The sequence below is a fragment of the Arthrobacter terricola genome, from assembly GCF_004354015.1.
Classification (GTDB): Bacteria; Actinomycetota; Actinomycetes; order Actinomycetales; family Micrococcaceae; genus Arthrobacter; species Arthrobacter terricola.
Genome location: NZ_SMRU01000006.1, coordinates 63199 through 84745, shown reverse-complemented (window position 1 = coordinate 84745; position 21547 = coordinate 63199). Strand labels below are relative to the sequence as shown.

Genomic DNA, 21547 nt, shown 5'->3' with positions numbered 1-21547 from the left:
CTGGGAGCCGGTGGGGACAGCGGGTCGAAGGGGCAGGCGGAGGAAGTAAAATAGGCATTCTGTTTGCTATTTTCCATGGGGGCTCTTCTTTGGCTGTTTCTCTTGCGCGTCGTCGCGCCCATTCCGTTCCCGCCGCGGCTCCCGCTGGCGGCTGGCGAACGCCTGTTGCGTACGGGCTGATCGTTATCGTTTCAACCTTGGTGTCGCTGGCGCGGCTCCCTGCCCCTGCTATCGGGACGCTATGGGCTGAAGATGGCGGAGTCTTCATCAACGACGTGCTCAAGAACGCCGGCCTTCGCAACATTTTCTCCCCCTACCAGGGATACCTCCACGTTGTGCCGCGCGGCATTGCGTGGCTGGTTGTAAAAGTGATCCCGATCGATGGCTGGGCGATCGCGGTGACGGTGGCGGCCTGCTTGGTTGTCGGCGCCGTCGCGGCCCTGGTTTTCCATTGCTCGTCAGCGCTGTCCGAGAACGTGTGGACAAGGCTGGGATTCGCGGCGGTTCCCATTTTGGTTGCCGCGAGCCCTGAGGAAGCCCTTGGAAACCTCGCCAACCTGCACTGGTACTTCCTGTACTTGGCGCCCTGGCTCCTGCTGAAGAGCACCCGGACCTGGGTGGAAAGGATCATCCTGACCGTTGCGGCTTTGCTCGTTGGCCTGACGGAAATTCAGACGGCAATGTTCCTGCCGCTGTACCTGTACCGGCTTCGGGACAAGACCTTGTGGGGCACACGGATTGCCCTTCTTGTCGGGGTGGGCGCACAGGTGTTCACCACGCTGAGCTTCCCGCGCACGAATCCGGATGCGCAGCCCGCAAACTGGCTCTCGGTGTTCTATGCCTGGTTCATCGAAGGCCCGTCGGCCGTGGTTTTCGGAACGGCCGGGCAGGTGGCCCGCGTTGTGATCCGCTTCGGCTGGGTGCCCGTGGCATTGACCGCTGCAGTTTTTCTCGCGGGATTCGTTGTCATCCTGGTGCGCGGAGGCTCGCGGGAAAGAGTGACGGCATGCGCCCTCCTCGGTGGCTCGATCGTGGCCGCTTGCGCCGCAGTGGCACTGAACTTCACTGACTTCTTCGACTACGCCGGATTTAATGAATCCGACTGGGCCGGAGTGCACCTCGGGCGATACGCGGTGGTGCCGTCCATGTTCCTGCTGGCTCTGCTGCCGCTCCTGGGGGAGGTCGTTGGGCGCACGGGAAGGGCAGCAACGATCAGCGTTATGACCGTGCTGATGCTGGTCTATTTCTTCCCAGTCAGCGTTGGCCGCGAGTTCGGGCCAGTTTGGGCTGACTTCCTGCCCCAAGCCCGACAGGCATGCGCACCGTCAAATGCCGGACCCGTGACGATCGTGCCGATTGCTCCAACAGGATGGATCGTCAAGGGCGTCAGCGTGCCCTGCCAGTTGCTTAAGTAACTCGCCTGATTACGCAGCAGTCGATGACGCTAGGTACCCTTCGATCGCGTCCGCGGCGGCCGGGGCGCCCCCGGAACCGCGGATCCGTTGGCTCATGGCGTCGAGATTGCCACGAACAACGGGATCGCTGCTGACCTCGAGAACGGTCTGCCGAATGAGCTCGGGGGTGAGCCCTTCACGCGGGAGGCGGCGTCCGAGGCCGAGGTCCTCCACACGCCGGGCGTTCGCTTCCTGCTCGGGTTGCAGCGGGTAGGCCGCAATGGGCACCGCGTAGTACAGGGCCTCCATGGTCGAGTTCATCCCTGTGTGCGAGAGGAAGGCGTTGGCGTGGCGCAGCACCTCCAACTGCGGAAAGAACGGCCGTACCTCCACGTTGTCCGGAAGTGATCCCAGCTCGGACATATCAATGCGCTCGCCCACAGCCATGGCCACTTGCAACGGAAGGTCGGCGAAAGCCTGGAGGCACTTCCTGAAGAAATCAGGCTGGTCGTTCAACGGCGTCGTACCCAGCGAAACGAACAGTAACGGCACCTCCGACACACGAGGCTGCCACGCGGCGTCGTCGGTCCTTTCGCCGAGGCACGGACCCACGAAGTGGAAGCTGCCATCGAAAGTCTCCCCGGCTGGCTGGAACTCCCTGGGAATGAAGGAAATGTTCAGCGAAGCCGGGGGTCCGCCCATGAACTTCAGGTGGCCCACCCCTTGTTCGGCGGCGAAATCATGGATCAGTTGGCCGATCTTCTTCCACGCCTCCACCATTCCCTTCGGCGGTGGTCCGGGCATGAGTTGCCGCATCGAGAAGTGCTCGTTGTTGGCATATGTCGGAAGCAACGCGACGTCAGGAAGGCCAAGCTTCGCGGCGGCCATCTTCCCGGACAAAGTCATGGCGTCGTAGCAGATCGCGGCAGGCGGATCTTCGGCGAGCCGGTTGAGGAGCGCGGGAAACTCCTCCCGCGCGCCTTCGAGGATGCGGTCCAGCAAAGCCGCCAGGCCGCCTGCCGCGAATCCCGCGAACATGCCCGTCATCGGTGACGAATCGCCGTCGGCGGGGTGCGCACGCCGGGGGAACCAGGCGGACAGGTCCTTCCCGCTGCGGAAGAACCCGGCCCCCGTGGCTTCGACGGCCTTGGCATACTTGTCTGACGTCGCATACGTGACCCGATGGCCGCGCCGGACCAATTCCGCGACCACCGGCAACGTTGGATTGACGTGGCCTGCGGCAGGCAAGCAGACAAAAGCGATATGCATGACAGCCCTCCTCAATCGGGCGAGCCAGAGGGAACAATTACGAGGCAGCGGTTTCGGAGTTGCTATGGACTGACGCCTCACTGTGGACGCTGCGCCGGCGAGACTTCAATCCGGTCTCAAGCTTCGTCCGGACCTCACGTTTCACACGGGCAGCCAGCTCACCCTCGTGCGCTTCGAGGAAGGTCCGCACGGCCCGCGGATCCCAAGGCACCAAGGAACGCAGCGCCCAACTGACGGCCTTGATGACGGTCTCGTCGCGATCGTTGATAAGGAGACCGACGACGGCGAGTGTCCGTTGTGTATCGCCGGTTCCCCATCGCGATCGGGTATTGAGGATCGTGGTGGACACGAGCGCTATGCGTCGCCACCAGTGGTCCGGGCTGCGCGCCCAGTTGTCGACGTCGGCATTCGAGATGAGCCCCTCGCGCCACGCCGGGCCGGCCAAGATCGTGGCGAACGCATCCGCTTGCGCCCACGTTCCGATGCATTCGCCCAGTTTTTCCAGGCGGGCACGCGTCAGGCCCGCGAAGGCGGCCCCGTGGGAGTTGATGAATTCCCAGCCTTCCCAGTCGAATCCTTCTTGAATCAACCCTTCGGCGAGATCGAAGACCACGCCGGCTTCCGCCGTCGCGATCTCCGCGGAAATCCGGCGCCGCAAAGCGCGGATACTTGCGGCGTCGTGTTTCTCCAAGGCACGAAGTTCATCGAGAACACGTGCCACCAAATGCCCTGGCTCGGTGTCTTCCGGAGCCAGTACCCGGCGCGCAACCATCTCTACGCCCAGGATCATGCTGGCCTAGCGCTGTTTATTCGGAATCGTCGGTATCCGGCCCTTCCGCGGGTTCCTGGCTATGAAGGCCGGTGTCATGGGGAACCCAGCCTTCCGTTTCCCCTTCTGCGGGGGAATCACTGTGGTGGCGGAGGTCGTTCGGCTCGTCTGGCTTCTTCATTCCGGATACTTCCTGTCCTTCGTTGGACTGCTCCCGTGAACGCCTACAGTCTACGCCGGGGAAGCAGCGTGTGGCCTAGGCTAGGCGAAGGAACACGATACGAAATTCCCCGGCCGAATGCAGAGGTGAAGAATGGCCAAACGACACAACGCGGCAATGAAAATTGCCCAGGAAACCGCCCATAACGCCATGTTCGACGCCCACGGCAATCCCAAGCCCGGGGTCCACAATGTCCTGCTTCGCGCGGTCGAGGTCCAACGTCCGCTGGTCCTCGCCAACCTGCGCCGGCTGCAACGCAAGTACCCGCAGGCCACGGCCGGCGAGCTGGCCGCCAAACTCGAGCGCGACTACCTCGCCGCAGTCACCGGCGGGGGCGCCGCCGTCGGGGCGACCGCCGTCGTGCCCGGGATCGGCACCGCAGCGTCGCTGGGCCTGTCCGCCGTCGCCACCATCGGATTCCTGGAAGCGACCGCCCTCTACGCAGCCTCCCTGGCCGAACTGCACGCAATCCACCTCACGGACCCGGAACGGGCGCGGACACTGGTGATGGCCATCATGCTCGGCGAAGAAGGCACCGCCCTGCTGGGCTCCCTCAGCGGACAAACGCTCGGCAAAGGCAAAGGCGTGACCCAGGCCTGGGGCAAAACGCTCACGAAAAAGATCCCCGGCGGTGGTTTCGGCGTTATCCGCGAGGCCATCCAGCGCGCCTTCCTCAAACGGCTCGTCAAGCGCCAAGGAAGTGCCCTGATTGGCCGCGCGCTGCCGTTCGGGGTGGGTGCCGTCGTCGGGGGAGCGGGCAACCTCATAATGGGGCGTGCCGTGGCGGCATCCGCGAAAGAAGCATTCGGTCCCATGCCGGACACCATCCCGGGCGAGCTGGTTCCAGGCGCCCGCCAAAACGCCCTGAAAGGCGGAAAATAGTGGATCTCAACGCTGATTTGGGCGAGTCGTTCGGCTCCTGGACCATGGGCGACGACGCCTCGATCCTGCGGATCGTGAGCAGCGCGAACGTCGCTTGCGGCTTCCACGCCGGAGACCCCGTCACGATGCTCGACAGCTGCCGCGGCGCCTACGAGCTCGACGTCAGGGTCGGCGCCCACGTTGGATACCGCGACCTGCACGGATTTGGCCGGCGTTCAATGGACATGTCCTTCGATGAGCTGTTCGGGGACGTCCTCTACCAACTGGGCGCCCTCGACGGCATGGCCCACGCTGTGGGTGCCTCCGTGGACTACGTGAAGCCGCACGGCGCCCTCTACAACAGGATCGTCCACGACTCCGACCAAGCCGAAGCCGTAGTCGCCGCCATCCAGGCCTACGATCCCGGGCTCCCAGTCCTCGGGCTGCCCGGTTCCGCGTTCCTGCGGCTCGCCAGCGAAGCCGGCCATCCGGTCTTCCGCGAAGCCTTCGTTGATCGCGGCTACCTGCCGGACGGGACGCTCGTGCCGCGCTCGCAGGAAGGCGCGGTAGTGCACGACGCCGACGCGGTGGTTGAGCGGGCAGTGCGCTTTGCGGTCCGGGGCGAGGTCCTCGCTATCGACGGGACCGTGGTGCGCGTGAAGCCCGATTCCTTGTGCATCCACGGTGATACCCCGGGCGCCGTCGAGCTGGCAGCCGCGGTGCGCGCGGGGCTCGAGGAGGCGGGTGTGGAGATTGCGTCGTTCGCCTGACAGTGGCTCCGGGGGTTCATGGCGGCGGTGCATCCTTGCCTAGCCGGGTGCTGCTGCCGTGCGGGGACAGTGCGTTCCTCGTGGAACTGCCCGAGTTATCGGCGGTGGTGGCTTATTATCGCGGCCTCACGGGTTTCCCGGGGGACATGTCCATTCCTCAGGGCATCATCGACGTCGTCCCGGCCGCCCGCACTGTCCTGGTCACCTTCGACCCCGGGCTCATCACGCCGGCCGAAGTTAGGGACTGGCTGGAGACCGCGCAGCCGGCTGCCGCCGTCGTCGGCTCCGGACGGGAGGTGCGCATCGAGGTCACCTATGGTGGCCCGGACCTCGCCGAGACGGCGCAGTACCTCGGGCTGAGCGAGGCGGAATTGGTCAGGCTTCACACGGCGTCGGAATGGACGGCCGCCTTTTCCGGCTTCGCACCCGGATTCGTCTACCTGGTCACGACCCACGAGGGCCTCCGGGTCCCGCGCCGCAACACTCCTCGCACCGCTGTCCCCGCCGGATCGGTGGGGCTCGCCGGCGAATTCAGCGGCATCTATCCGCGCTCCTCGCCCGGCGGCTGGCAATTGATCGGGAGTACGACGGCGGCACTGTGGGATGCGTCGAAGGCCCACCCGGCGCTGATCCGGCCGGGCGATACCGTGCGGTTCGTGGAGGCCTGATGGGCATCGTGGTGGTGAATCCCGGTCCGCTGACGCTCGTGGAAGACCTCGGCAGGCAGGGCTGGGCGGCCCTGGGACTCAGCCCGTCCGGAGCCCTCGACCGCCAATCGTTGCGCCTCGCCAATGCCTTGGTGGGGAACCCGGCGACGGCGGCGGGCCTGGAAATCCTGCTGGGCGGACTGCGCTTGAGGTTCGTGACGGCGTCGTACGTCGCGGTGGCTGGTGCCGAGGGAAGCGTGACCCTCAACGGCGCCGAAATCCCGCTCAACCAAGCCGTTCCGGTGGCACCGGGGGCGGTCCTCGATTTCGCTGTTCCATTGTTCGGGCTGCGCTATTACCTGGCAGTGCAAGGCGGGATCGATGCGCCGCGGTTGCTGGGTTCGCGTAGCACGGACATGCTCTCCGGTGAGGGGCCGGCGCCGCTGGCATCGGGCGACCACTTGGGCATTGGCTCTGACTTAGGGGGCGGCCCGGAGTTGGGGGCCGGCTCTGACTTGGTGACCGGCCCGCTGGCCGTCCCCGCCATCCGCCGGGCCCCCGACCCCGCCCGCGCGATCACCGTGCGCGTCGACCGTGGACCCCGCGCCGACTGGTTCGACCACGACTCGTGGCGCCAACTCGTCACTCAAGGCTGGACTTTGTCGGCCGACTCGAACAGGATCGGCGCACGACTGGTGGGCCGCCCGCTCAAGCAAACCCGGACCGAGGATCTACCCAGCGAAGGCATGGTGCTCGGCGCACTGCAAGTGCCGCCGTCGGGCCTTCCCACGGTGTTCCTCGCGGACCATCCTGTGACGGGAGGGTACCCCGTCATCGCAGTGGTCCGCCGAGCCGACCTGGATGTGCTGGGCCAGGCGCGACCTGGACAAAGGATTCGGTTTGTGGGGTGAGGGGTTTCGGCGGTGTCCCGCGGCGCATGCTCGGTGTTGGCTTTGAGGAGTGGGCATATTGGCGTTTTGCGCATTCCTTGGGTTGAGCGCGGCGCATGTCCCTTCTAAGTGTCGAGCAATGAGCATGCTCCCAAGGGAGGGCCGCCTAGCCGAACACCAGGTGCGCCACCGTGAAAATCAGCAGGCCCGCGAGTGAACCCACCACCGTGCCGTTGATGCGGATGTATTGCAGGTCCTTGCCCACTTGGAGTTCGATTTTCTGCGACGTTTCCTCTGCGTCCCAGCGCGCAACGGTGTCGGTGATGACGCCTGCGATCTCAGAACGGTAAGTCTTGACGAGGTACCCCGCGGCATCGCCGATCCAGGTGTTGACCTTGCCGGCAAGTTCGTCGTCGTTGACCAGGCGGGAGCCGAAGTCCCGCACGGCGCTCGTGAAACGGAGGCTCAATTCGCTGCGGGGATCGTCGACGGCGGTGAGCAGCGCGTTCTTGATGGTGCCCCATGTGCGGGAGGCCAGTTCGCGGACTTCGGGATCTCCGAGGATCTGGGCTTTGATGCTTTCGGCCCGCTCGATCATCGCCGGATCATGTTGGAGGTCCTGGGCGAGGTCGTTGAGGTAGGTATCGATGGAGCGGCGCACCTGGTGCTCGAGATCCCGCTGTACGGCCCGCACGAACTTGGCGAGCTCGTTGTAGACCCTGTCGCCCACAATGTCGTCAACGAAGGAAGGAACCCACAGCGGGGAACGGTCGGACACCAACCGGTTCACTGTCGAATGGTTCGCGTCCACCCAATCCGCAGCGCGGTCAACGAGCAGGTCCACGAGCTTGTGATGGTGGCCTTCAGCGAAGATCCGCTCCGCCATGCGGCCCACGGGAGGTCCCCACGGCGGAGTGAGCAGGTGCTTGCGGACCATGCCTTCGATCACAGCCTGGACGTCGTCGTCGTTCAGCACGGTGAACGCGCCGCGGATGAGCGCGGATCCTTCCTTGGCCACCCGCTCCGATCCCGACGGCGTAGCGAGCCACCTGCCCGCCTTCCTCGCGATATCAACACTGGCGAGTTTTTCCTGAACCACTTGCTCGGACAGGAAGTTGGTCTCCACGAATTCCCCCAGCGAGGCGCCGATCTGGTCTTTCCTCCGCGGAATGATGGCTGTGTGCGGGATTTTCAGGCCCATCGGGTACTTGAACAGCGCGGTGACGGCGAACCAGTCGGCCAGCGCGCCAACCATTCCACCCTCAGCGGCGGCACGCACGTATTCAAGCCACGGGTATTGCTTCTGCAGGGCGAACGCCACCGTGAAAACCACCGCCATGACGATGAGCAGCGCGAGCGCCACTGACTTCATCCGGCGCAGCGCAGCCGCCTTTTCGGCGTCACTGCTCCGGAGCCCGACGGCGGCCGCAACCGTTGATGCGGTCCCGGCGCCACCATTCGGGGTGCTTCCGAGCGGGCGGTCAGTTTCTGTCGCCGGGATTTGTTCAGAATTCACCTGCATGTGCCCAGCGTAGCCCCGTGGCAGATCAAGGCGTGGGCTACCGTGTCCCCATGATGAACGACGAGGCGAGCCCATCCGAAGAGAATCCGCGGCCCAAGGTCTACGCGCACCGGGGCGCAAGCGCCGCATTTGCGGAGCACACGCGGGCTGCGTACCTGAAGGCAATCGCCGACGGCGCCGACGGAGTTGAGTGCGACGTCCACCTGACGCGGGACCAACACGTGATCCTGCTGCACGACGCGAACCTGGACCGCACTTCGGATGGAACCGGCCCCGTCGCTGAAAGGACCCTCGACGAGTTGCGGCACCTCGACTTCTCGTCGTGGAAAGGTGCTCGGATCCCGGAGCAGTTCGGTGCCAAGTCGGACCAGTTGTTGACGCTCAAGGACCTGTTGGAGATTCTTCGCAGTGCCGGCAGGGAGATCGGCCTGGCCATCGAACTCAAACATCCGAGCCCGTATCAGCTCAAGCTCGAGGAACGCGTGCTTGAACTCCTCGCCGATGAGGGCTGGGACGCGGAGACGTCCACTTTGGACAACATCCACGTTTCGTTCATGAGTTTCAGCCCGGACTCCGTCAAGCACTTGTTGCAGTTCGTTCCCGCGGAACACATCTGCCAGCTCGTGGACGACGTCTCGATCGAGGAAATCCGCGACGAATTCGGGCTGGGAGCAATCACCGGCGGCGCGGTCGCCAACGTGATGAAGGCCGCTCAGCTGGAAGGCGAACGGATCCTGGACGATTGCGAAGTGGGACTGGCTGGCCCTGGTATCGACTACCTCCGCAAGCATGCCCGCACCGTGCAGCGTTGGCTCGAATCAGGTCGGCGCTTCCGTGTCTGGACCGTCGATTCGGAGACGGATGTTGCCCTGTGCCAAGGACTGGGTATCCACGAGATCACCACCAACAAACCGGCGCAGGTGCTAGCCCAGCTCTGACGGGCGACGGGCCAGCCAGACCCCGGCGCCCCCGGCTACACCACCGTATTGCTCAGGGTTCCGATGCCTTCGAGCGTGATGTCGACGCGGTCGCCCGGCTGTACGGCGACGAACGTATTTGGAGCTCCCGTCATCACAATGTCTCCCGGTTCGAGGGTCAGCCATTGCGTGACGTACACAAGGCAGTCGGTGACGGAGGAGGGAAGGTTGAAGGAGCCGGACTTGGCCATGACCTCTCCGTTGACCGCCACTTCCGTGCTGACGTTGTCCGGGTCTTCGACCTCGGTTTCGATCCACGGGCCGAGCGGGGTGTAGTTGGTTCCGGACTTTCCTTGGAACAGCTTTTCGTCGATCTGGTTTTGGTCCACATTGGTGACGTCGTTTACCACGGTGTAACCCAGGACGTGGCTGAGGGCGTTCCCGGGCGTGAGCTTTTCCGCGCGCTTTCCGACGACGGCGGCCAGTTCACCTTCGACGTTCACGACGCCGACGCCGCGCACTGCGACGATTTCATCGCCCGGACCGGCGACCGTGTGCGCGGACTTGTGCCAGGCCTGGATGGGAAGGACATGGTTGTTGTTGCCCAGGTTGTGTCCGATTCCAATAACGAGCGAGGGCCTGACCGGGGCGAGGAACACGGCATTGCGCTCGGCCGTAGTTTCCCCGGTGAAGGCAAGGACTTCGGCGAAGGGATCTTTGATGTGGTCCCACGTTCCGTTACGGAGCACTGCGTGTTGCGGTCCGGAAGCTGTTTGTAGGCGGGCGATGCGCATTGGGACTCCTCAGTGAATTCCGCCAAGCGGCGTTGATTGGATATGGGAGAATTTACACCATGCTGAACGCGGTCCAATATTCTGAACGGATGTGACACGGATCCATTCGCTCAGAATGCCGTCCGGTTACCGCCGCCGTTGAGGCTGTGATTGCATGAGTACATGCTCTTTTCCTGGTCAGCGCGGACAACACAGGCACTTTCCGCGGCGGCCATGAGCGCGCTGTTGTTCGCCAGCGCCCGGAAACACTTCAAGCAACCGGAGTTCTTCGCCCCGGTGGTCCCGGACTACCTGTGCAGGAACGACGGCGGACCCGGGACTTCTCCGCGGAACGGCACCTTCGCCGTCATGTCACGGGAGGAGTGGATCGCGGCGAGCGGTCTGCTTGAGGTGATTGCCGCCGTCGGGCTCCTCCTTCCGGCCACCCGCAAGGCAGCCGCGGGCGGCGCCGCCCTCATGTTCACCACCTTCCTGGCCGGCCACGTCGACGCCCTGCGCCGGGCCTATGCCCCTGGTGGAACTGTGTCCGAACGACGGATCCACACGGCCAGGCTGCCCTTGCAGCTTCCCTTGATCTTGTGGGCCTGGAGCCTGGCTGCCGGGACGAAAAAGGCGTGAAACTGCTCGATTCCCCGGCGGTTCGGGTCGGTCTGTCGATCAGCATCGCAACGGGGCTCTATGGGGTGTCGTTCGGGGCGCTGGCCTCGGCCTCCGGTTTCACTTTCTGGCAGACCATGGCGTTCAGCTTGCTCATGTTCAGCGGCGGCTCGCAGTTCGCCTTCATCGGCGTGGTTGCCGGCGGCGGGTCCGGAATAGCCGCGATGACGACCGCGGCCTTGCTCGGCCTGCGCAACGGCATTTACGGGATGCAAATGAATGCCATGCTGCGCCCTTCCGGCTGGCTCAAGTACCCGCAGGCCCAAGTCACCATCGATGAATCGACGGCCACGGCCTCCGGACAGAGCGACCCGGCCGAGCAGCGACGCGGTTTCTGGACGGCCGGCGTCGGGATCTTTGTCCTGTGGAACATCTTCACGGCGGTCGGTGCACTGGCGGGCGACGCGCTGGGCGACCCCAAGCGATGGGGGCTCGACGGCGCCGCCGTCGCCGCGTTCCTGGCCCTGCTGTGGCCACGACTCAAGGGCCGTGAGCCCTGGGCGATCGCTACGGCAGCCGCGCTGGCAACGATCGTCGCGATCCCGTTCGTTCCGTCGGGAGTCCCCATCCTGGTGGCAGCCGTCGTGGCTGGCGGGATCGGCTGGTTCAGCCATGGACGAAGCGATGAAGGCATGGAACCCGACGTGGACCCCTACCCCCACAGCCATTCGCACGACAGCCATTCGCGCGACAGCCATTCGGACGAAATCCATTCGCGCGACGACGGGAGCGCCGAATGAGCATGTGGTGGTGGATCCTGATCGCCTGCGGCTTGGCCTACCTGACCAAGCTTTCCGGCTATTTCGTCCCGGCGAAGCTGCTCCGGAGTCCCCGCATGATGCGCGTCGCCGGAACCATGACAATCGGGCTCCTGGCGTCCCTGACAGTGGTCAATGCCGTGGCGTCCGGCCAGGCCCTTGCCTTCGACGCCCGGCTCGGAGCCTTGGCCGCGGGAGCCGTAGCCCTGTGGCTGCGGGCGCCGTTCCTCGTGGTGGTGATCGTCGGTGCGGCGGCCGCGGCTTGCCTTCGCCTGCTCGGCTGGCACTGATTTTCTAGAAGGTCATTCCCGGGATCGGGGTCTGGGCAGGCAGGGGGCGCTGCGGCTTTTCGGTGCGGATGGCGTCTTCGAGGAGTGCGACCGGCCGTTCCCACGCCCGCGATCCCGGCTCCATCGTGTCCACGGCTCCGATCAGCATGGCGACCAGCCGGATCATGTCCTCGATGGTGATGTCGCGGCGCAGCGAACCCTGTCCTTGGCCGCGTTCCAACAGTTCGGCCATGGATTCAATGAGCCCGCCCGTGATTCCCACCAGGAGTCCTCGGCGGCCGGCGACGGCGCCAAGGAGGTTCGCGTCTTCGCTCGCGACCTGCACGACGGCGTCGATCACCTTCATGAGCCCGACGGCGGCGTCCATCCCGGCGAGGGCCTCTGCCACTACAGGATCCACGTGGAGCCGGAGCTGCCGGGAAAGCGCGGCGAGGACGAGCTGTTCCTTGTCGGCGAAGTTGCGGAAGAGGGTTGCTGGGCCGACGCCGGCGGTGGTGGCAATCGTCTGCAGCGGCACTTCGGGGCCAAGCTCACGGAAGCACTGGCGTGCGGCAGTGATGATCTTATCCACGTTGCGCGCAGCATCAGCTCTAAGTGGCTTGCGTTCCAAGGGCCGGTCCATGCTGCTCACAGTAGCAACGGAGCGGCCTGCATCACTTTTGTGACATTCTTGCCCGTGAAACACTGGATTCATGTTGCTTGCTTTCTCAGTTGCCCCATCCGGCCAGCCCGCCGCCGGCTCCGCATCCACTGATGGCTCCGCGTCCGCCGATGGCTCAGTGCACGACGCCGTTGCCGAGGCCGTGAAGATCGTCCGCGAATCGGGACTGCCGAACCAGACGGACTCGATGTTCACCACGATCGAAGGCGAATGGGATGAGGTGTTCGACGTCGTTAAGCGCGCCACCGAGGCCGTCGGCAAGTTCGGGAGCCGGGTTTCCCTGGTGATCAAGGCCGATATCCGCCCCGGATACACGGGCGAACTCACGGGCAAGGTTGAGCGCCTGGAAAACGCGATCGCCGAAAAGGGCTAGGGCGCCGGGCGGACCCATCCCTTCCTTCCGCCGTGGCCCGGTGCCAGACTTGGGCCATGGTTGAACACAAGGCACTGCCCGCCTGGCTGGACGTCGAGCAATACTTGTCCGACGCCGTCGTACGCCCCAACGCTGCGCTCACGCACGCGGTCCAATCCGCGCTCGACGCCGGCCTGCCGCCCATCGAGGTGGCGCCCAACGCCGGGAAGCTGCTCAAGATGCTCGTGCAGATGAGCGGGGCGCGGCGCGTGTTGGAGATCGGCACGCTGGCCGGCTTCAGCGCGATCTGGATGGCGCAAGGACTGCCCGACGACGGCCGCTTGCTTACGTGCGAATACTTGCCGGAGCACGCCAGGATCGCCCGCACGAACCTGGACATGGCCGGGATCGGACACAAGGTGGAAATCCGCATTGGACCGGCGCTGGAGACACTTGCAGCCCTTGCCGAAGATCCCGGGCAGGACGAGCCGTTCGACTTCGTGTTCATTGACGCCGACAAGGAGAACAACTCCAAGTACCTGGAGTGGGCCATTCGGCTGGGTAAACCGGGAACCGTGATTGTGCTGGACAACGTCATTTGGGAAGGCGCCATCCTGGAAACTTCCATGGACGACGTGAATGCTCCGGGGATCGTGGACGCGCTGGAGATGATGGGCAAAGATCCGCGCCTCGACGCTACGGCTATCCAAACCGTCGGATCCAAGGGATGGGACGGCTTCGCGATAGCGCGGGTTATGTGACTCCTTAGCGAGGGTTCGACGGCGACCCGACCCGCCGCCGTCGGGCTGACCGGAGCGCTGACCGTGGCGGGCGCGTCAACTAGGGTTGAAGCATGATTGAGTCGGGGCGAATCTAGTGGGGAAACGGGGCAGGAACCGGGGCGCCGGGCAATTCGGCGGAGTCATCGAGGTGCCGGCAGGCACTACGCCGAGCGGCCCCGTTGAGGGCGTCTACTACATCGACACCGGCGACTGCGAGCTCGTTGCCGATCCGGATAATTCCAACGGTTGGCTCCTGAAGATCAACGGTGTCATGAGTTCGCACATCGACGTGGCGGAGCCGTTGTTCCTCGACTTCGAATACATGCGCTGGATCGCGGCCCTGGTCGAGTCGAAATGGCCGCCGGAATTCCGGCCGAAGTTGCGCGCCCTGCACCTCGGCGGAGGAGCATGTTCCTTGGCGCGCTACTTCCACGCCGCATATCCCGAGGCCCGCCAAGTGGTGGTGGAGCTCGACGGTAAGCTGGCCGAGTATGTCCGGGGCTGGTTCGACCTTCCGAAAGCGCCGTTGCTCCGCATCCGCGTCGGCGAGGCACGTGCGGTCACTGAAACCTTGACCTCGGGCACGCGCGACCTCATCATCCGGGACGTCTTTGCAGGAGCCCACACTCCCAGGGCCCTCACGACGCGCGAATTCAATGAGCATGCGCAGCGGGTGTTGGCGCCTGGAGGCCTCTACGTCGTCAACTCGGGCGACGCCCCCGACCTCAAGAATGCCCGGGCCGACGCCGCCACTATCGCCGATACCTTCGAGCACACCATGATCATCGCCGATCCCGCGATGCTCAAGGGCCGCCGCTACGGCAACATGATCATGGCGGGCAGCCACGAACCCTTTGGCGACGACCCCCAACTGGCCCGGAAGCTCCTCGGCGGCGCGGTTCCCGCGCACATCTGGAACGACGCCCAGGTGAGGGCATTCGCCGTCGGCGCCCGCGTCCGGCACGACCCCCAGCCTGCCGCCTGAGGTTTAGTGCGCGGGCGTTGCTCGAATGGCGGCCGGATGTGAGCGAGCGTCAGTGGCGGGCCAGCAGGAGTTCGCGGTGGGCGGCCGTTTCCTCCTGCAGTGCCTGTACGACGGCGGCGACCGCGGGGCGGCGGGCGGAGTCGGGCCGGAGGACCATCCAGTAGGGGAGGAGCTCGGCGAAGTCCGATGGCAACAGGCGGACGAGGTCGGGGTGCCGATCGGCCATGAAGCACGGGAGGAAGCCGATCCCGGCCCCGGCGCGCGTCGCTTCGACGTGGACGAAGACGTTGGTGGAACTCAGTCCGTCACGCATGGAGGGAACCAGCCTGCGGGGAGCGTCGAGATCGTCCACTTGGAGCATTGAGTCCACGAAGTAGACCAGCTGGTGCCGCGTCAATTCCTCCACAGTGCCCGGAACCCCGTGGAAGGCCAGATACTCCCGCGACGCATACATTCCCAGCATGTACTCGCCCAGCAGGACGGCTTCTGCCCGGTGCACCTGGGGTTCGCCCACCACTACCTCCAGGTCCAGGCCGGAGCGCTGCTGGAGTGCCCGGCGGGTTACCGTGATGATCTCCACGGTGAGACCGGGGTGGATGCGCCGCAAGCGCGCCACGGCAGGTGCCGCGATATATGCGCTGAAACCGTCAGTCGCGGTCATGCGTACGACGCCGGCAATGGGGTCGGGCGCGTGGTCTTCGGCTCCCAGCGTGCCCACCGCAGCCTCGATCCGCTCGGCGACCGCCACGGCTTCGGCGCCCAGTTCCGTGACTTCCCAGCCGCCCGCGGCGCGTGCCAGGACGCGGCCTCCGAGCGCTTTCTCCAGGGCGGCTATCCTTCGCGAAACCGTGGTGTGGTTCAAGCCCAGGGCTTGGGCCGCCGTCGTGAACTTTCCGGAACGGGAGACTGCGAGGAGGATGAGGAGGTCGTCGGGATTCGCCTTCATATCTGCAATTCTGCACATAGTTGGTGCCGATTTGGCCATTGAAGGCCTCGATTTGTGCAGCAATACTCATGGGAGCATTTCGTGTTGTGGATCACAGCACGTGTCGATGTGGACACTAAGGAGATGGACATGAGCGTAGGACAACGCTCCACGGGAAAAGCAGCCCAAGCAAGCAATGCAGGCCAAGCACCCGGCAAAGGCGCAGGCCTCAAGAAAATCGTCGCCGCTTCGATGGTGGGCACGGTGGTCGAATGGTACGAATTCTTCCTCTACGCCACCGCCGCCACCCTGGTTTTCGGCAAGTACTTCTTCCCCTCCACAGGCAATGACCTTGACGGCATCATCCAGGCGTTCCTGACCTACGCGGTCGGCTTCGTGGCGCGGCCTTTGGGCGGCATTGTCTTCGGGCAGATCGGCGACAAGCTCGGACGCAAGCCCACACTTCAGCTCACGATCGTCATCGTCGGGGTTTCCACCTTCCTGATGGGCTGCCTGCCTGGCTTCGTCGACGTCGGGTACTGGGCTCCGGCCATGCTCGTGGCGCTCCGCTTCATCCAAGGCTTCGCACTGGGCGGCGAGTGGGGCGGTGCCGTGCTCCTCGTCGCGGAACACAGCCCCAACCAGTCGCGTGGATTCTGGTCCAGCTGGCCGCAAGCCGCCGTTCCAGTGGGCAACCTCCTGGCCACCCTGGTCCTCTTCATCATGTCCACTACCCTCAGCAGCGCGGCCTTCCTCGGCTGGGGCTGGCGCGTGGCCTTCTGGCTCTCAGCCATCATCGTCTTCGTGGGCTACTACATCCGGACCCACGTCACCGAGGCGCCTATCTTCCTCGAAGCGAAAGCCCAGGTGGAGAAGGAACAGGCCGTCAGTTACGGCGTCGGGGAGGTCCTGCGCAAGTACCCCAAGGGCATCCTGCAGGCCATGGGGCTGAGGTTCGCCGAGAACATCATGTACTACCTGGTGGTGAGCTTCTCGATCGTCTACCTCAAGGCGGTGGACAAGTACGACACCTCATCCCTGCTCCTCGCGCTCCTCATTGCCCACGTGATCCATTTCGCCGTCATCCCGCAGGTCGGCAGGCTCGCGGATACGTGGGGCCGCAAGCCGGTATACCTCATCGGCGCCGTCACGGGTGCGGTATGGCCGTTCATGGCGTTCCCGATGTTCGACACCAAGAACGCCGTCGTGATCGTGGCCGCCGTCGCGATCGGTTTGTGCTTCCACGCCTTTATGTACTCCGGCCAGCCGGCCATCATGACCGAACTCTTCCCCACCCGCATGCGGTATTCGGGCGTCTCCCTCGGCTCCCAAGTGACATCGATCTTCGCCGGTTCACTGGCGCCGCTCCTGGCGACCCAGTGGCTCAAGGACACCGGATCCTGGCTCCCCACCGCGATCTACCTCGTGGTCGCGTGCGCCATTACCGCCGTCGTCGTCTTGACCCTCAAGGAGACGAAAGGCGTGGCGCTTGAGGACGTGGACAACGCCGACGCCGAGCGCCACGGCCTGCCCACCGGTGCGCGCGCATGACGCTCGAAGGCCGCAAGGCACTGGTGACCGGCGGAGCGAGCGGAATCGGGGCAGCCTGTGCCACGGCCCTCGCCCAGCGCGGCGCGAAAGTGGTGGTGGCCGACGTCGACGCCTCCGGAGCGGCGGCCCTCGCCGACAGGATCGGCGGCACCGCGTGGGCGGTCGACTTGCTGGACACCGACGCCTTGGCAGGGCTCAGCCTGGATTGCGACATCCTGGTCAACAACGCCGGGATCCAGAAGGTCGCACCGATCGAGGAATTCGAACCGGCGGAATTCCGCCGCATCATGACCCTCATGCTTGAGGCTCCGTTCCTCCTCACCAGGGCCGCGCTGCCGCACATGTACGCGAATGGGTTTGGGCGGATCATCAACATCTCCTCCGTCCACGGATTGCGGGCTTCGGCCTTCAAGAGCGCCTACGTTTCGGCCAAGCACGGGCTCGAAGGCCTCAGCAAGGTGACCGCGCTCGAAGGCGGACCGCGCGGGGTGACGTCCAACTGCATCAATCCCGGCTATGTGCGCACGCCACTCGTCGAGAAGCAGATCGCCGACCAGGCCTTGCTGCACGGAATCCCTGAGGCGGAAGTCCTGGCGAAAGTCATGCTGACCGAGTCCGCGGTGAAGCGCCTCGTGGAGCCGGCGGAAGTGGCGTCGCTGGCTGCCTGGATAGCGTCCGACGACGCCGGAATGGTCACCGGGGCCAGTTACACGATGGATGGCGGCTGGTCCGCCCGCTGACGCCACATTTCGTTCACCATTCCCGGCCGCGCCGGACCCCTGCCCGGTAACCTGTTAACTAATGGTTTCCGGGCAGGGTTTCCCGGATCCCTCACGCTGGACTCGTGCCGAGGGGGAACGAAGATGGTGCTCGATCCGATCAGTCTCAAGATAGCGCTGGGCATTGTGACGCTTACCTTGTGCCTGCTGTTCTTTGGTTCGTACCGCCACACCAAGTCCCCGTACAGCGGCTGGTGGTGCCTCGCCCTCGTTTTCCTCTTGGGCGGGAACGCCGCGTACCTCCTGACCGGCACACCGCAGCAGGTCTGGGCCGATCCGCTCGGGAACGGCTTGCTCGTGGCCGGGGCTATGAGCGTGTGGTCCGGCTCGCGTTCGTTGAGGTTGCTCCGCGCACCGCTTTGGGTCCTTGTCGCGGGGCCGGTTGTGACGGCTGTGGCGTCGGCGGTGGAAAATCCTGCCTCGAACGCCTGGTCCGGGGGCTTCGTGTATTTGGCCATGATGGGGGTTGGCCTGGGCTTGGCCACCCGGGAATTGTGGCTTTTCCGGCCGCGGGATTCAAAGGTCAACCGGCCGTTGGCCCTCGCCGCCGGATTCCTCGGCGCGTATTACTTGTGCCGTTCCTTCGTTTACCTGGCCGAAGGGCCCGACGGTCCGGAGTTCAACACGTTCTTTAGTCCGGCAACCACGTGCGTGATCACCATCGTGCTCTTGGTTACCGTGTCTTACAGCATGACCGGGTTGAGCAATGAGCAGCTCATTAATTCGCTCAACGAGCGGGCCACGAGGGACGGCCTGACCGGGCTGTTCAACCGCACGGCATTCATGGAGCGCGCGGCACAGGAGATCCAGCGGCAGGACGCCATGGATTCTGTGACCACCCTGATCCTCGCGGACCTCGACAACTTCAAGGACCTCAATGACAGGCACGGCCACGCGGCAGGGGACATCGCCATCCAGGCGTTCGCCGCCGCGTGCCAGGCCTCGGTGCGCCGCACGGACATCGTCTGCCGGTACGGGGGAGAGGAATTCACCATCCTCCTCCCCGGCGCGGACGCGGACAGCGCCGTCAGGACCGCGTCGGAGATCAGCCGCCGCCTCGCATCCGCCAAAGCGCCGGACGGGATCACGTTTCCCACCGTGAGTTATGGAATCGCCACCAGTACGGTTGCCGATTCCGAACTGGTGGACATCATCGCCGCGGCCGATGAAGCCCTGTATAAAGCAAAGTCCCTCGGACGGAATCGCGCGGTCCGCGCGGCGGGTTAACGGTTACTGGCCGGACCCGTCGTCGTGGTGGTGTTCCGGATCCACCGTGGCGTGTTCGATGTAGTCCTCCACAGCCGATTCCGGGACGCGGTACGAACGTCCGAAGCGGACGGCCTGGATGGCGTGCGAATTTACCAGGCGGTACACCGTCATCTTGGAAACCCGCAGAGCCTCGGCCACCTCGGCGATGGTCATGAATCGTGAAGCTGGAATACCGGCGGCTCCCATAGTCACCATGGCCTCCTGAGTTGCCTGTAGTCGTAGTAGACCACCGCTCCTCCACCGGGAGCGCTGGTTCGCAGGCCGATGGAGGAGCCGTTGACCACGGCCACGACGCCCTCCCGGCTGCCATTGAAAGGATCGTCGCCGCTCACGTAATCGCCAACCTTGAACGGTGACGACGCAGATTTGGCTTGTTCAGCTGCACGGGCAAACACCCGCTGGAGCCGGCCGGCCAGAACGTAGTGCCGTCCGCCTTCGCGCATGGTGTGCCTTCGTTTGGGATCAAACATAGAGCCACTCCTTCGCAGTTCCTATGAGCCCCACGGTAGGCACGTATCACATCCAGCACAGGAGTGCCTCCCACCCGTTCTCCAACAAGCGCCACTCGTGCCACTCGCGCTACCACTCGGACGTGTCCGAGAGCCGGCAAGTGGTGATCCGAGTAGTGCATGGAAAAGACGGGTAGGCGCCACGCATGCCCGCGCGGGGCCGCGGAATTTACGCTCGATGCATCGCGGCGTTCGGCAGCGCTCCGGCCCGCGCGCCCCTCCAAAGCGGGGACAAGGTGTTGCTGCCGACACGTCGTGACGAAAATATCCGTCAGTTTCTGGGGCTGCTCGGTGGCCCTGTCCTACGTGTCCCTGCGGTTCCGTGCCGCGGCCAGATGGGGTTGATTAATGAACTTTTCCGGTCTGATTCCCCTCGGGAGACTCGGCACGCGTACGACGGCGGGCGCGTGCCGCCGTCGTCGTCTTTCCTGTGGTCCGGACCTTTTCGGCAGCTGCGCCCGGCAGGAAGGCACCGGTTCTGTAACCGGGCGCGGCAGGACGGCGCTGCAGGGGAGGGGAGCTTTACAAGGGGAAAGCACGGCGGGAGCCGGGCAATGGTCAGGAAGTGAGTAGGAACAATGAAACGAGCGGCAAAAGCAGGAATCGTCGTTGGGGGCGTGGTTGCGGTGGGCCTGGCCGGGGCGATCACCCTCAACGCCTCGCAAGTGGCCTCGCACTCCGAGGCTGCGGCGCCACCATCGGCAACGGCAAGCGCAGCCGCCCCGAGCCCAGCCAAGTCGTCATCTGCGGCGCCAGGTACGCCTTCCGCAGCGCCCGCAAGTCCTGCCGCGTCAAGCCCTTCGGCAGCGCCTAGCGCCGCTCCCGCTGCACCCGCAGCCCCCGCACCCGCAGCGACGGCGGCCGCGCCCGCGCCGGCCCCAGCGGCCCCCGCAGCCCCGGCCCCCGCTCCCGGTGCCGGGGGACTGACCGCGGCGCAGCTTCAGCACATCGAGGACAGCTGCACGGCACGGCTCCAAGCTGACGCCGCGAGTTCATCAGTGGTCTCCGGAACGGTCGTCCCCAGGCCGTTCACGGTTGTTTCCATCTCGTTCGCCGGAGCGCCAGTGGCATCAACCGGGACGTCCGGCCTACCCGCCCACGACATCCTGATGAACACCACCACGAAGCTCGTTGACGGCCCAACCCAGGAAGGTCAGCGCGTGTGCCGCGTCTACGACACGGGTACCAAGGTGGATTGGCTGCCGGTCGGCTGACTGTTAGGACTTGGTGCCCGTCAGCGCCAGCGTTCCGCCGAGCCCGATCATCATGACCCCGCCGGTGGCGCCCAACGTGGAGATCCGGCGCGGCGAACGGGCAAACCATTCCCGGGCGGTGCCCGCCGCGAGGGCCCAGACACTGTCCGATAGGAGCGCGATCACCAGGAAAACCGTTCCTAGCTCGGCAAGCTGCAACGGAATGCTGCCGGCCGAGTAGTCCACGAATTGGGGCAGCACCGCAACGAAGAAGACGATTGACTTGGGGTTGCTCGCACCCACAAGGAACCCTTCGCGGACCAGTCTCCAGGCTGATCGGGTCGGCGGCGTGCGCTCGGCCGCCGCGCCGCTGTTGCGGTGGCGGATCGCTTGGATGCCCAGGTAGACCAAGTACGCAGCGCCGCAGAATTTGATTGCCGTGAATGCCACCACCGACTGTGCCAAGACCGCCCCAAGTCCCAACGCGACAGCGACCACCTGCGGACCCATCCCCAAGGCGTTTCCCAAGACGCTCAAGAGTCCGCCGATACGGCCGAGGGCGAGTGACCGGCCGATCACGAAGAGGACGCTGGGGCCGGGAATGACAATCAGGACGAACGCCGTCAAGGCGAAGGCCAAAAGGCTGGTGATCGGGACCAGGCCTGATGGTATTCCGGGCCTTGGCGGTCGTCCAGATGGTGACGACAGAGCCCGCCGTCCACCCGGTGTGGCTCTGTTCCTGACCTTCTTTGGATCCGCGGACGTCCGACACGCCGAACCCCA

At 65.0% G+C, this 21547-nt stretch carries 26 protein-coding genes; 16 read left to right on the top strand and 10 right to left on the bottom strand.

The genetic code is table 11. The features are described 5' to 3' along the window. Nucleotides 1-89: 89 nt before the first annotated feature. Complete coding sequence (locus E1809_RS06575; protein WP_133203420.1) at nt 90-1415, top strand: hypothetical protein; 1326 nt, start codon at nt 90-92, stop codon at nt 1413-1415. Nucleotides 1416-1424: 9 nt separating this feature from the next. Here the strand turns inward: E1809_RS06575 and E1809_RS06570 are convergent, their stop codons facing one another. From E1809_RS06570 to E1809_RS26585, 3 genes are read right to left on the bottom strand one after another with little or no spacing between them, the layout of a single operon-like run. Next, a complete protein-coding gene (locus E1809_RS06570; RefSeq protein WP_133203419.1) occupies nt 1425-2663 on the bottom strand; it encodes a macrolide family glycosyltransferase in 1239 nt (412 codons plus the stop codon). 37 nt (nt 2664-2700) lie between these two features. Next, nucleotides 2701-3453, bottom strand: a complete 753-nt coding sequence (locus E1809_RS06565; protein WP_133203418.1) for a DNA alkylation repair protein — start codon at nt 3451-3453, stop codon at nt 2701-2703. Between the two features lie 16 nt (nt 3454-3469). Then, nucleotides 3470-3613, bottom strand: a complete 144-nt coding sequence (locus E1809_RS26585; RefSeq protein WP_165962228.1) for a hypothetical protein — start codon at nt 3611-3613, stop codon at nt 3470-3472. Nucleotides 3614-3745: 132 nt separating this feature from the next. On the opposite strand from E1809_RS26585, the gene E1809_RS06560 reads away from it, so the two are divergent. From E1809_RS06560 to E1809_RS06545, 4 genes are read left to right on the top strand one after another with little or no spacing between them, the layout of a single operon-like run. After that, complete coding sequence (locus E1809_RS06560; protein ID WP_133203417.1) at nt 3746-4534, top strand: hypothetical protein; 789 nt, start codon at nt 3746-3748, stop codon at nt 4532-4534. Next, the gene (locus tag E1809_RS06555) at nt 4534-5283 is read left to right on the top strand and encodes a LamB/YcsF family protein (RefSeq protein WP_133203416.1); all 750 of its coding nucleotides are present in this window, start codon (nt 4534-4536) and stop codon (nt 5281-5283) included. Before E1809_RS06560 ends, E1809_RS06555 begins: the two co-directional genes overlap by 1 nt. Nucleotides 5284-5330: 47 nt before the next feature. Beyond that, a complete protein-coding gene (gene pxpB, locus E1809_RS06550; protein ID WP_235835482.1) occupies nt 5331-5951 on the top strand; it encodes a 5-oxoprolinase subunit PxpB in 621 nt (206 codons plus the stop codon). After that, the gene (locus tag E1809_RS06545; protein ID WP_133203414.1) at nt 5951-6841 is read left to right on the top strand and encodes a 5-oxoprolinase subunit C family protein; all 891 of its coding nucleotides are present in this window, start codon (nt 5951-5953) and stop codon (nt 6839-6841) included. The genes pxpB and E1809_RS06545 overlap by 1 nt, the downstream gene beginning before the upstream one ends. A 145-nt stretch (nt 6842-6986) precedes the next feature. Here E1809_RS06545 and E1809_RS06540 read toward each other — a convergent pair whose 3' ends face one another. Then, a complete protein-coding gene (locus E1809_RS06540; RefSeq protein ID WP_374102675.1) occupies nt 6987-8192 on the bottom strand; it encodes a DUF445 domain-containing protein in 1206 nt (401 codons plus the stop codon). Nucleotides 8193-8392: 200 nt separating this feature from the next. Here E1809_RS06540 and E1809_RS06535 point away from each other — a divergent pair, with 200 nt between their 5' ends. Beyond that, nucleotides 8393-9280, top strand: coding sequence for a glycerophosphodiester phosphodiesterase (locus E1809_RS06535; RefSeq protein WP_133203522.1), 888 nt, complete (start codon nt 8393-8395; stop codon nt 9278-9280). Between the two features lie 35 nt (nt 9281-9315). On the opposite strand, the gene E1809_RS06530 is transcribed toward E1809_RS06535, so the two are convergent. Beyond that, on the bottom strand, nt 9316-10053 hold the full coding sequence (locus E1809_RS06530) for a fumarylacetoacetate hydrolase family protein (protein WP_133203412.1): 738 nt from the start codon (nt 10051-10053) through the stop codon (nt 9316-9318). 162 nt (nt 10054-10215) lie between these two features. Between E1809_RS06530 and E1809_RS06525 the strand changes: the two genes are divergently transcribed. From E1809_RS06525 to E1809_RS06515, 3 genes are read left to right on the top strand one after another with little or no spacing between them, the layout of a single operon-like run. After that, nucleotides 10216-10671 carry a DoxX family protein gene (locus tag E1809_RS06525; RefSeq protein WP_133203411.1) on the top strand — a complete coding sequence of 152 codons (456 nt, stop codon included), beginning with the start codon at nt 10216-10218 and terminating at the stop codon, nt 10669-10671. Beyond that, on the top strand, nt 10668-11450 hold the full coding sequence (locus tag E1809_RS06520) for an AzlC family ABC transporter permease (RefSeq protein WP_133203410.1): 783 nt from the start codon (nt 10668-10670) through the stop codon (nt 11448-11450). The genes E1809_RS06525 and E1809_RS06520 overlap by 4 nt, the downstream gene beginning before the upstream one ends. Then, nucleotides 11447-11758, top strand: coding sequence for an AzlD domain-containing protein (locus tag E1809_RS06515; RefSeq protein WP_133203409.1), 312 nt, complete (start codon nt 11447-11449; stop codon nt 11756-11758). Before E1809_RS06520 ends, E1809_RS06515 begins: the two co-directional genes overlap by 4 nt. A 4-nt stretch (nt 11759-11762) precedes the next feature. Here E1809_RS06515 and E1809_RS06510 read toward each other — a convergent pair whose 3' ends face one another. Next, entirely contained in the window at nt 11763-12380 is a 618-nt protein-coding gene (locus E1809_RS06510) for a TetR/AcrR family transcriptional regulator (RefSeq protein ID WP_133203521.1), read from the bottom strand. A gap of 70 nt (nt 12381-12450) precedes the next feature. Here E1809_RS06510 and E1809_RS06505 point away from each other — a divergent pair, with 70 nt between their 5' ends. The 3 genes from E1809_RS06505 (at nt 12451) to E1809_RS06495 (ending at nt 14538) form a co-directional block, all read left to right on the top strand. Next, entirely contained in the window at nt 12451-12792 is a 342-nt protein-coding gene (locus E1809_RS06505) for a thiamine-binding protein (RefSeq protein ID WP_133203408.1), read from the top strand. A gap of 56 nt (nt 12793-12848) precedes the next feature. Further along, a complete protein-coding gene (locus E1809_RS06500) occupies nt 12849-13532 on the top strand; it encodes an O-methyltransferase (protein WP_133203407.1) in 684 nt (227 codons plus the stop codon). 115 nt (nt 13533-13647) lie between these two features. After that, nucleotides 13648-14538, top strand: a complete 891-nt coding sequence (locus tag E1809_RS06495; protein WP_133203406.1) for a spermidine synthase — start codon at nt 13648-13650, stop codon at nt 14536-14538. A 49-nt stretch (nt 14539-14587) separates the two neighbouring features. Here the strand turns inward: E1809_RS06495 and E1809_RS06490 are convergent, their stop codons facing one another. After that, nucleotides 14588-15484 (bottom strand): LysR family transcriptional regulator, encoded by an 897-nt coding sequence (locus E1809_RS06490; protein WP_133203405.1) that lies wholly within the window; start codon nt 15482-15484, stop codon nt 14588-14590. A gap of 129 nt (nt 15485-15613) precedes the next feature. Here E1809_RS06490 and E1809_RS06485 point away from each other — a divergent pair, with 129 nt between their 5' ends. The 3 genes from E1809_RS06485 (at nt 15614) to E1809_RS06475 (ending at nt 19020) form a co-directional block, all read left to right on the top strand. Beyond that, a complete protein-coding gene (locus E1809_RS06485; RefSeq protein ID WP_133203404.1) occupies nt 15614-17014 on the top strand; it encodes an MFS transporter in 1401 nt (466 codons plus the stop codon). Next, on the top strand, nt 17011-17754 hold the full coding sequence (locus E1809_RS06480) for a 3-hydroxybutyrate dehydrogenase (RefSeq protein ID WP_133203403.1): 744 nt from the start codon (nt 17011-17013) through the stop codon (nt 17752-17754). The genes E1809_RS06485 and E1809_RS06480 overlap by 4 nt, the downstream gene beginning before the upstream one ends. Nucleotides 17755-17877: 123 nt before the next feature. Beyond that, on the top strand, nt 17878-19020 hold the full coding sequence (locus E1809_RS06475; RefSeq protein WP_133203402.1) for a GGDEF domain-containing protein: 1143 nt from the start codon (nt 17878-17880) through the stop codon (nt 19018-19020). A 3-nt stretch (nt 19021-19023) separates the two neighbouring features. Here the strand turns inward: E1809_RS06475 and E1809_RS06470 are convergent, their stop codons facing one another. Both E1809_RS06470 and E1809_RS06465 read right to left on the bottom strand, forming a co-directional pair. Beyond that, nucleotides 19024-19248 (bottom strand): helix-turn-helix domain-containing protein, encoded by a 225-nt coding sequence (locus E1809_RS06470; protein ID WP_133203520.1) that lies wholly within the window; start codon nt 19246-19248, stop codon nt 19024-19026. Nucleotides 19249-19250: 2 nt separating this feature from the next. Beyond that, on the bottom strand, nt 19251-19532 hold the full coding sequence (locus E1809_RS06465) for a hypothetical protein (protein WP_133203401.1): 282 nt from the start codon (nt 19530-19532) through the stop codon (nt 19251-19253). A gap of 617 nt (nt 19533-20149) precedes the next feature. On the opposite strand from E1809_RS06465, the gene E1809_RS27040 reads away from it, so the two are divergent. Beyond that, nucleotides 20150-20785 (top strand): hypothetical protein, encoded by a 636-nt coding sequence (locus E1809_RS27040; protein ID WP_205754115.1) that lies wholly within the window; start codon nt 20150-20152, stop codon nt 20783-20785. A gap of 3 nt (nt 20786-20788) precedes the next feature. On the opposite strand, the gene E1809_RS06455 is transcribed toward E1809_RS27040, so the two are convergent. Beyond that, nucleotides 20789-21424 carry a LysE family translocator gene (locus E1809_RS06455; RefSeq protein ID WP_133203400.1) on the bottom strand — a complete coding sequence of 212 codons (636 nt, stop codon included), beginning with the start codon at nt 21422-21424 and terminating at the stop codon, nt 20789-20791. Nucleotides 21425-21547 lie beyond the last annotated feature (123 nt).

Coding starts and splice junctions, on each gene's coding strand:
- E1809_RS06515 (WP_133203409.1), top strand. CDS start 11,447: ATGAGCATGTGGTGGTGGATCCTGATCGCCTGCGGCTTGGCCTACCTG.
- E1809_RS06570 (WP_133203419.1), bottom strand. CDS start 2,663: ATGCATATCGCTTTTGTCTGCTTGCCTGCCGCAGGCCACGTCAATCCA.
- E1809_RS06510 (WP_133203521.1), bottom strand. CDS start 12,380: ATGGACCGGCCCTTGGAACGCAAGCCACTTAGAGCTGATGCTGCGCGC.
- E1809_RS06490 (WP_133203405.1), bottom strand. CDS start 15,484: ATGAAGGCGAATCCCGACGACCTCCTCATCCTCCTCGCAGTCTCCCGT.
- E1809_RS06465 (WP_133203401.1), bottom strand. CDS start 19,532: ATGTTTGATCCCAAACGAAGGCACACCATGCGCGAAGGCGGACGGCAC.
- E1809_RS27040 (WP_205754115.1), top strand. CDS start 20,150: ATGAAACGAGCGGCAAAAGCAGGAATCGTCGTTGGGGGCGTGGTTGCG.
- E1809_RS06470 (WP_133203520.1), bottom strand. CDS start 19,248: ATGGGAGCCGCCGGTATTCCAGCTTCACGATTCATGACCATCGCCGAG.
- E1809_RS06535 (WP_133203522.1), top strand. CDS start 8,393: ATGATGAACGACGAGGCGAGCCCATCCGAAGAGAATCCGCGGCCCAAG.
- E1809_RS06500 (WP_133203407.1), top strand. CDS start 12,849: ATGGTTGAACACAAGGCACTGCCCGCCTGGCTGGACGTCGAGCAATAC.
- E1809_RS06505 (WP_133203408.1), top strand. CDS start 12,451: ATGTTGCTTGCTTTCTCAGTTGCCCCATCCGGCCAGCCCGCCGCCGGC.
- E1809_RS06480 (WP_133203403.1), top strand. CDS start 17,011: ATGACGCTCGAAGGCCGCAAGGCACTGGTGACCGGCGGAGCGAGCGGA.
- E1809_RS06475 (WP_133203402.1), top strand. CDS start 17,878: ATGGTGCTCGATCCGATCAGTCTCAAGATAGCGCTGGGCATTGTGACG.
- E1809_RS26585 (WP_165962228.1), bottom strand. CDS start 3,613: ATGAAGAAGCCAGACGAGCCGAACGACCTCCGCCACCACAGTGATTCC.
- E1809_RS06485 (WP_133203404.1), top strand. CDS start 15,614: ATGAGCGTAGGACAACGCTCCACGGGAAAAGCAGCCCAAGCAAGCAAT.
- E1809_RS06540 (WP_374102675.1), bottom strand. CDS start 8,192: ATGAAGTCAGTGGCGCTCGCGCTGCTCATCGTCATGGCGGTGGTTTTC.
- E1809_RS06525 (WP_133203411.1), top strand. CDS start 10,216: ATGCTCTTTTCCTGGTCAGCGCGGACAACACAGGCACTTTCCGCGGCG.
- E1809_RS06530 (WP_133203412.1), bottom strand. CDS start 10,053: ATGCGCATCGCCCGCCTACAAACAGCTTCCGGACCGCAACACGCAGTG.
- E1809_RS06545 (WP_133203414.1), top strand. CDS start 5,951: ATGGGCATCGTGGTGGTGAATCCCGGTCCGCTGACGCTCGTGGAAGAC.
- E1809_RS06560 (WP_133203417.1), top strand. CDS start 3,746: ATGGCCAAACGACACAACGCGGCAATGAAAATTGCCCAGGAAACCGCC.
- E1809_RS06565 (WP_133203418.1), bottom strand. CDS start 3,453: ATGATCCTGGGCGTAGAGATGGTTGCGCGCCGGGTACTGGCTCCGGAA.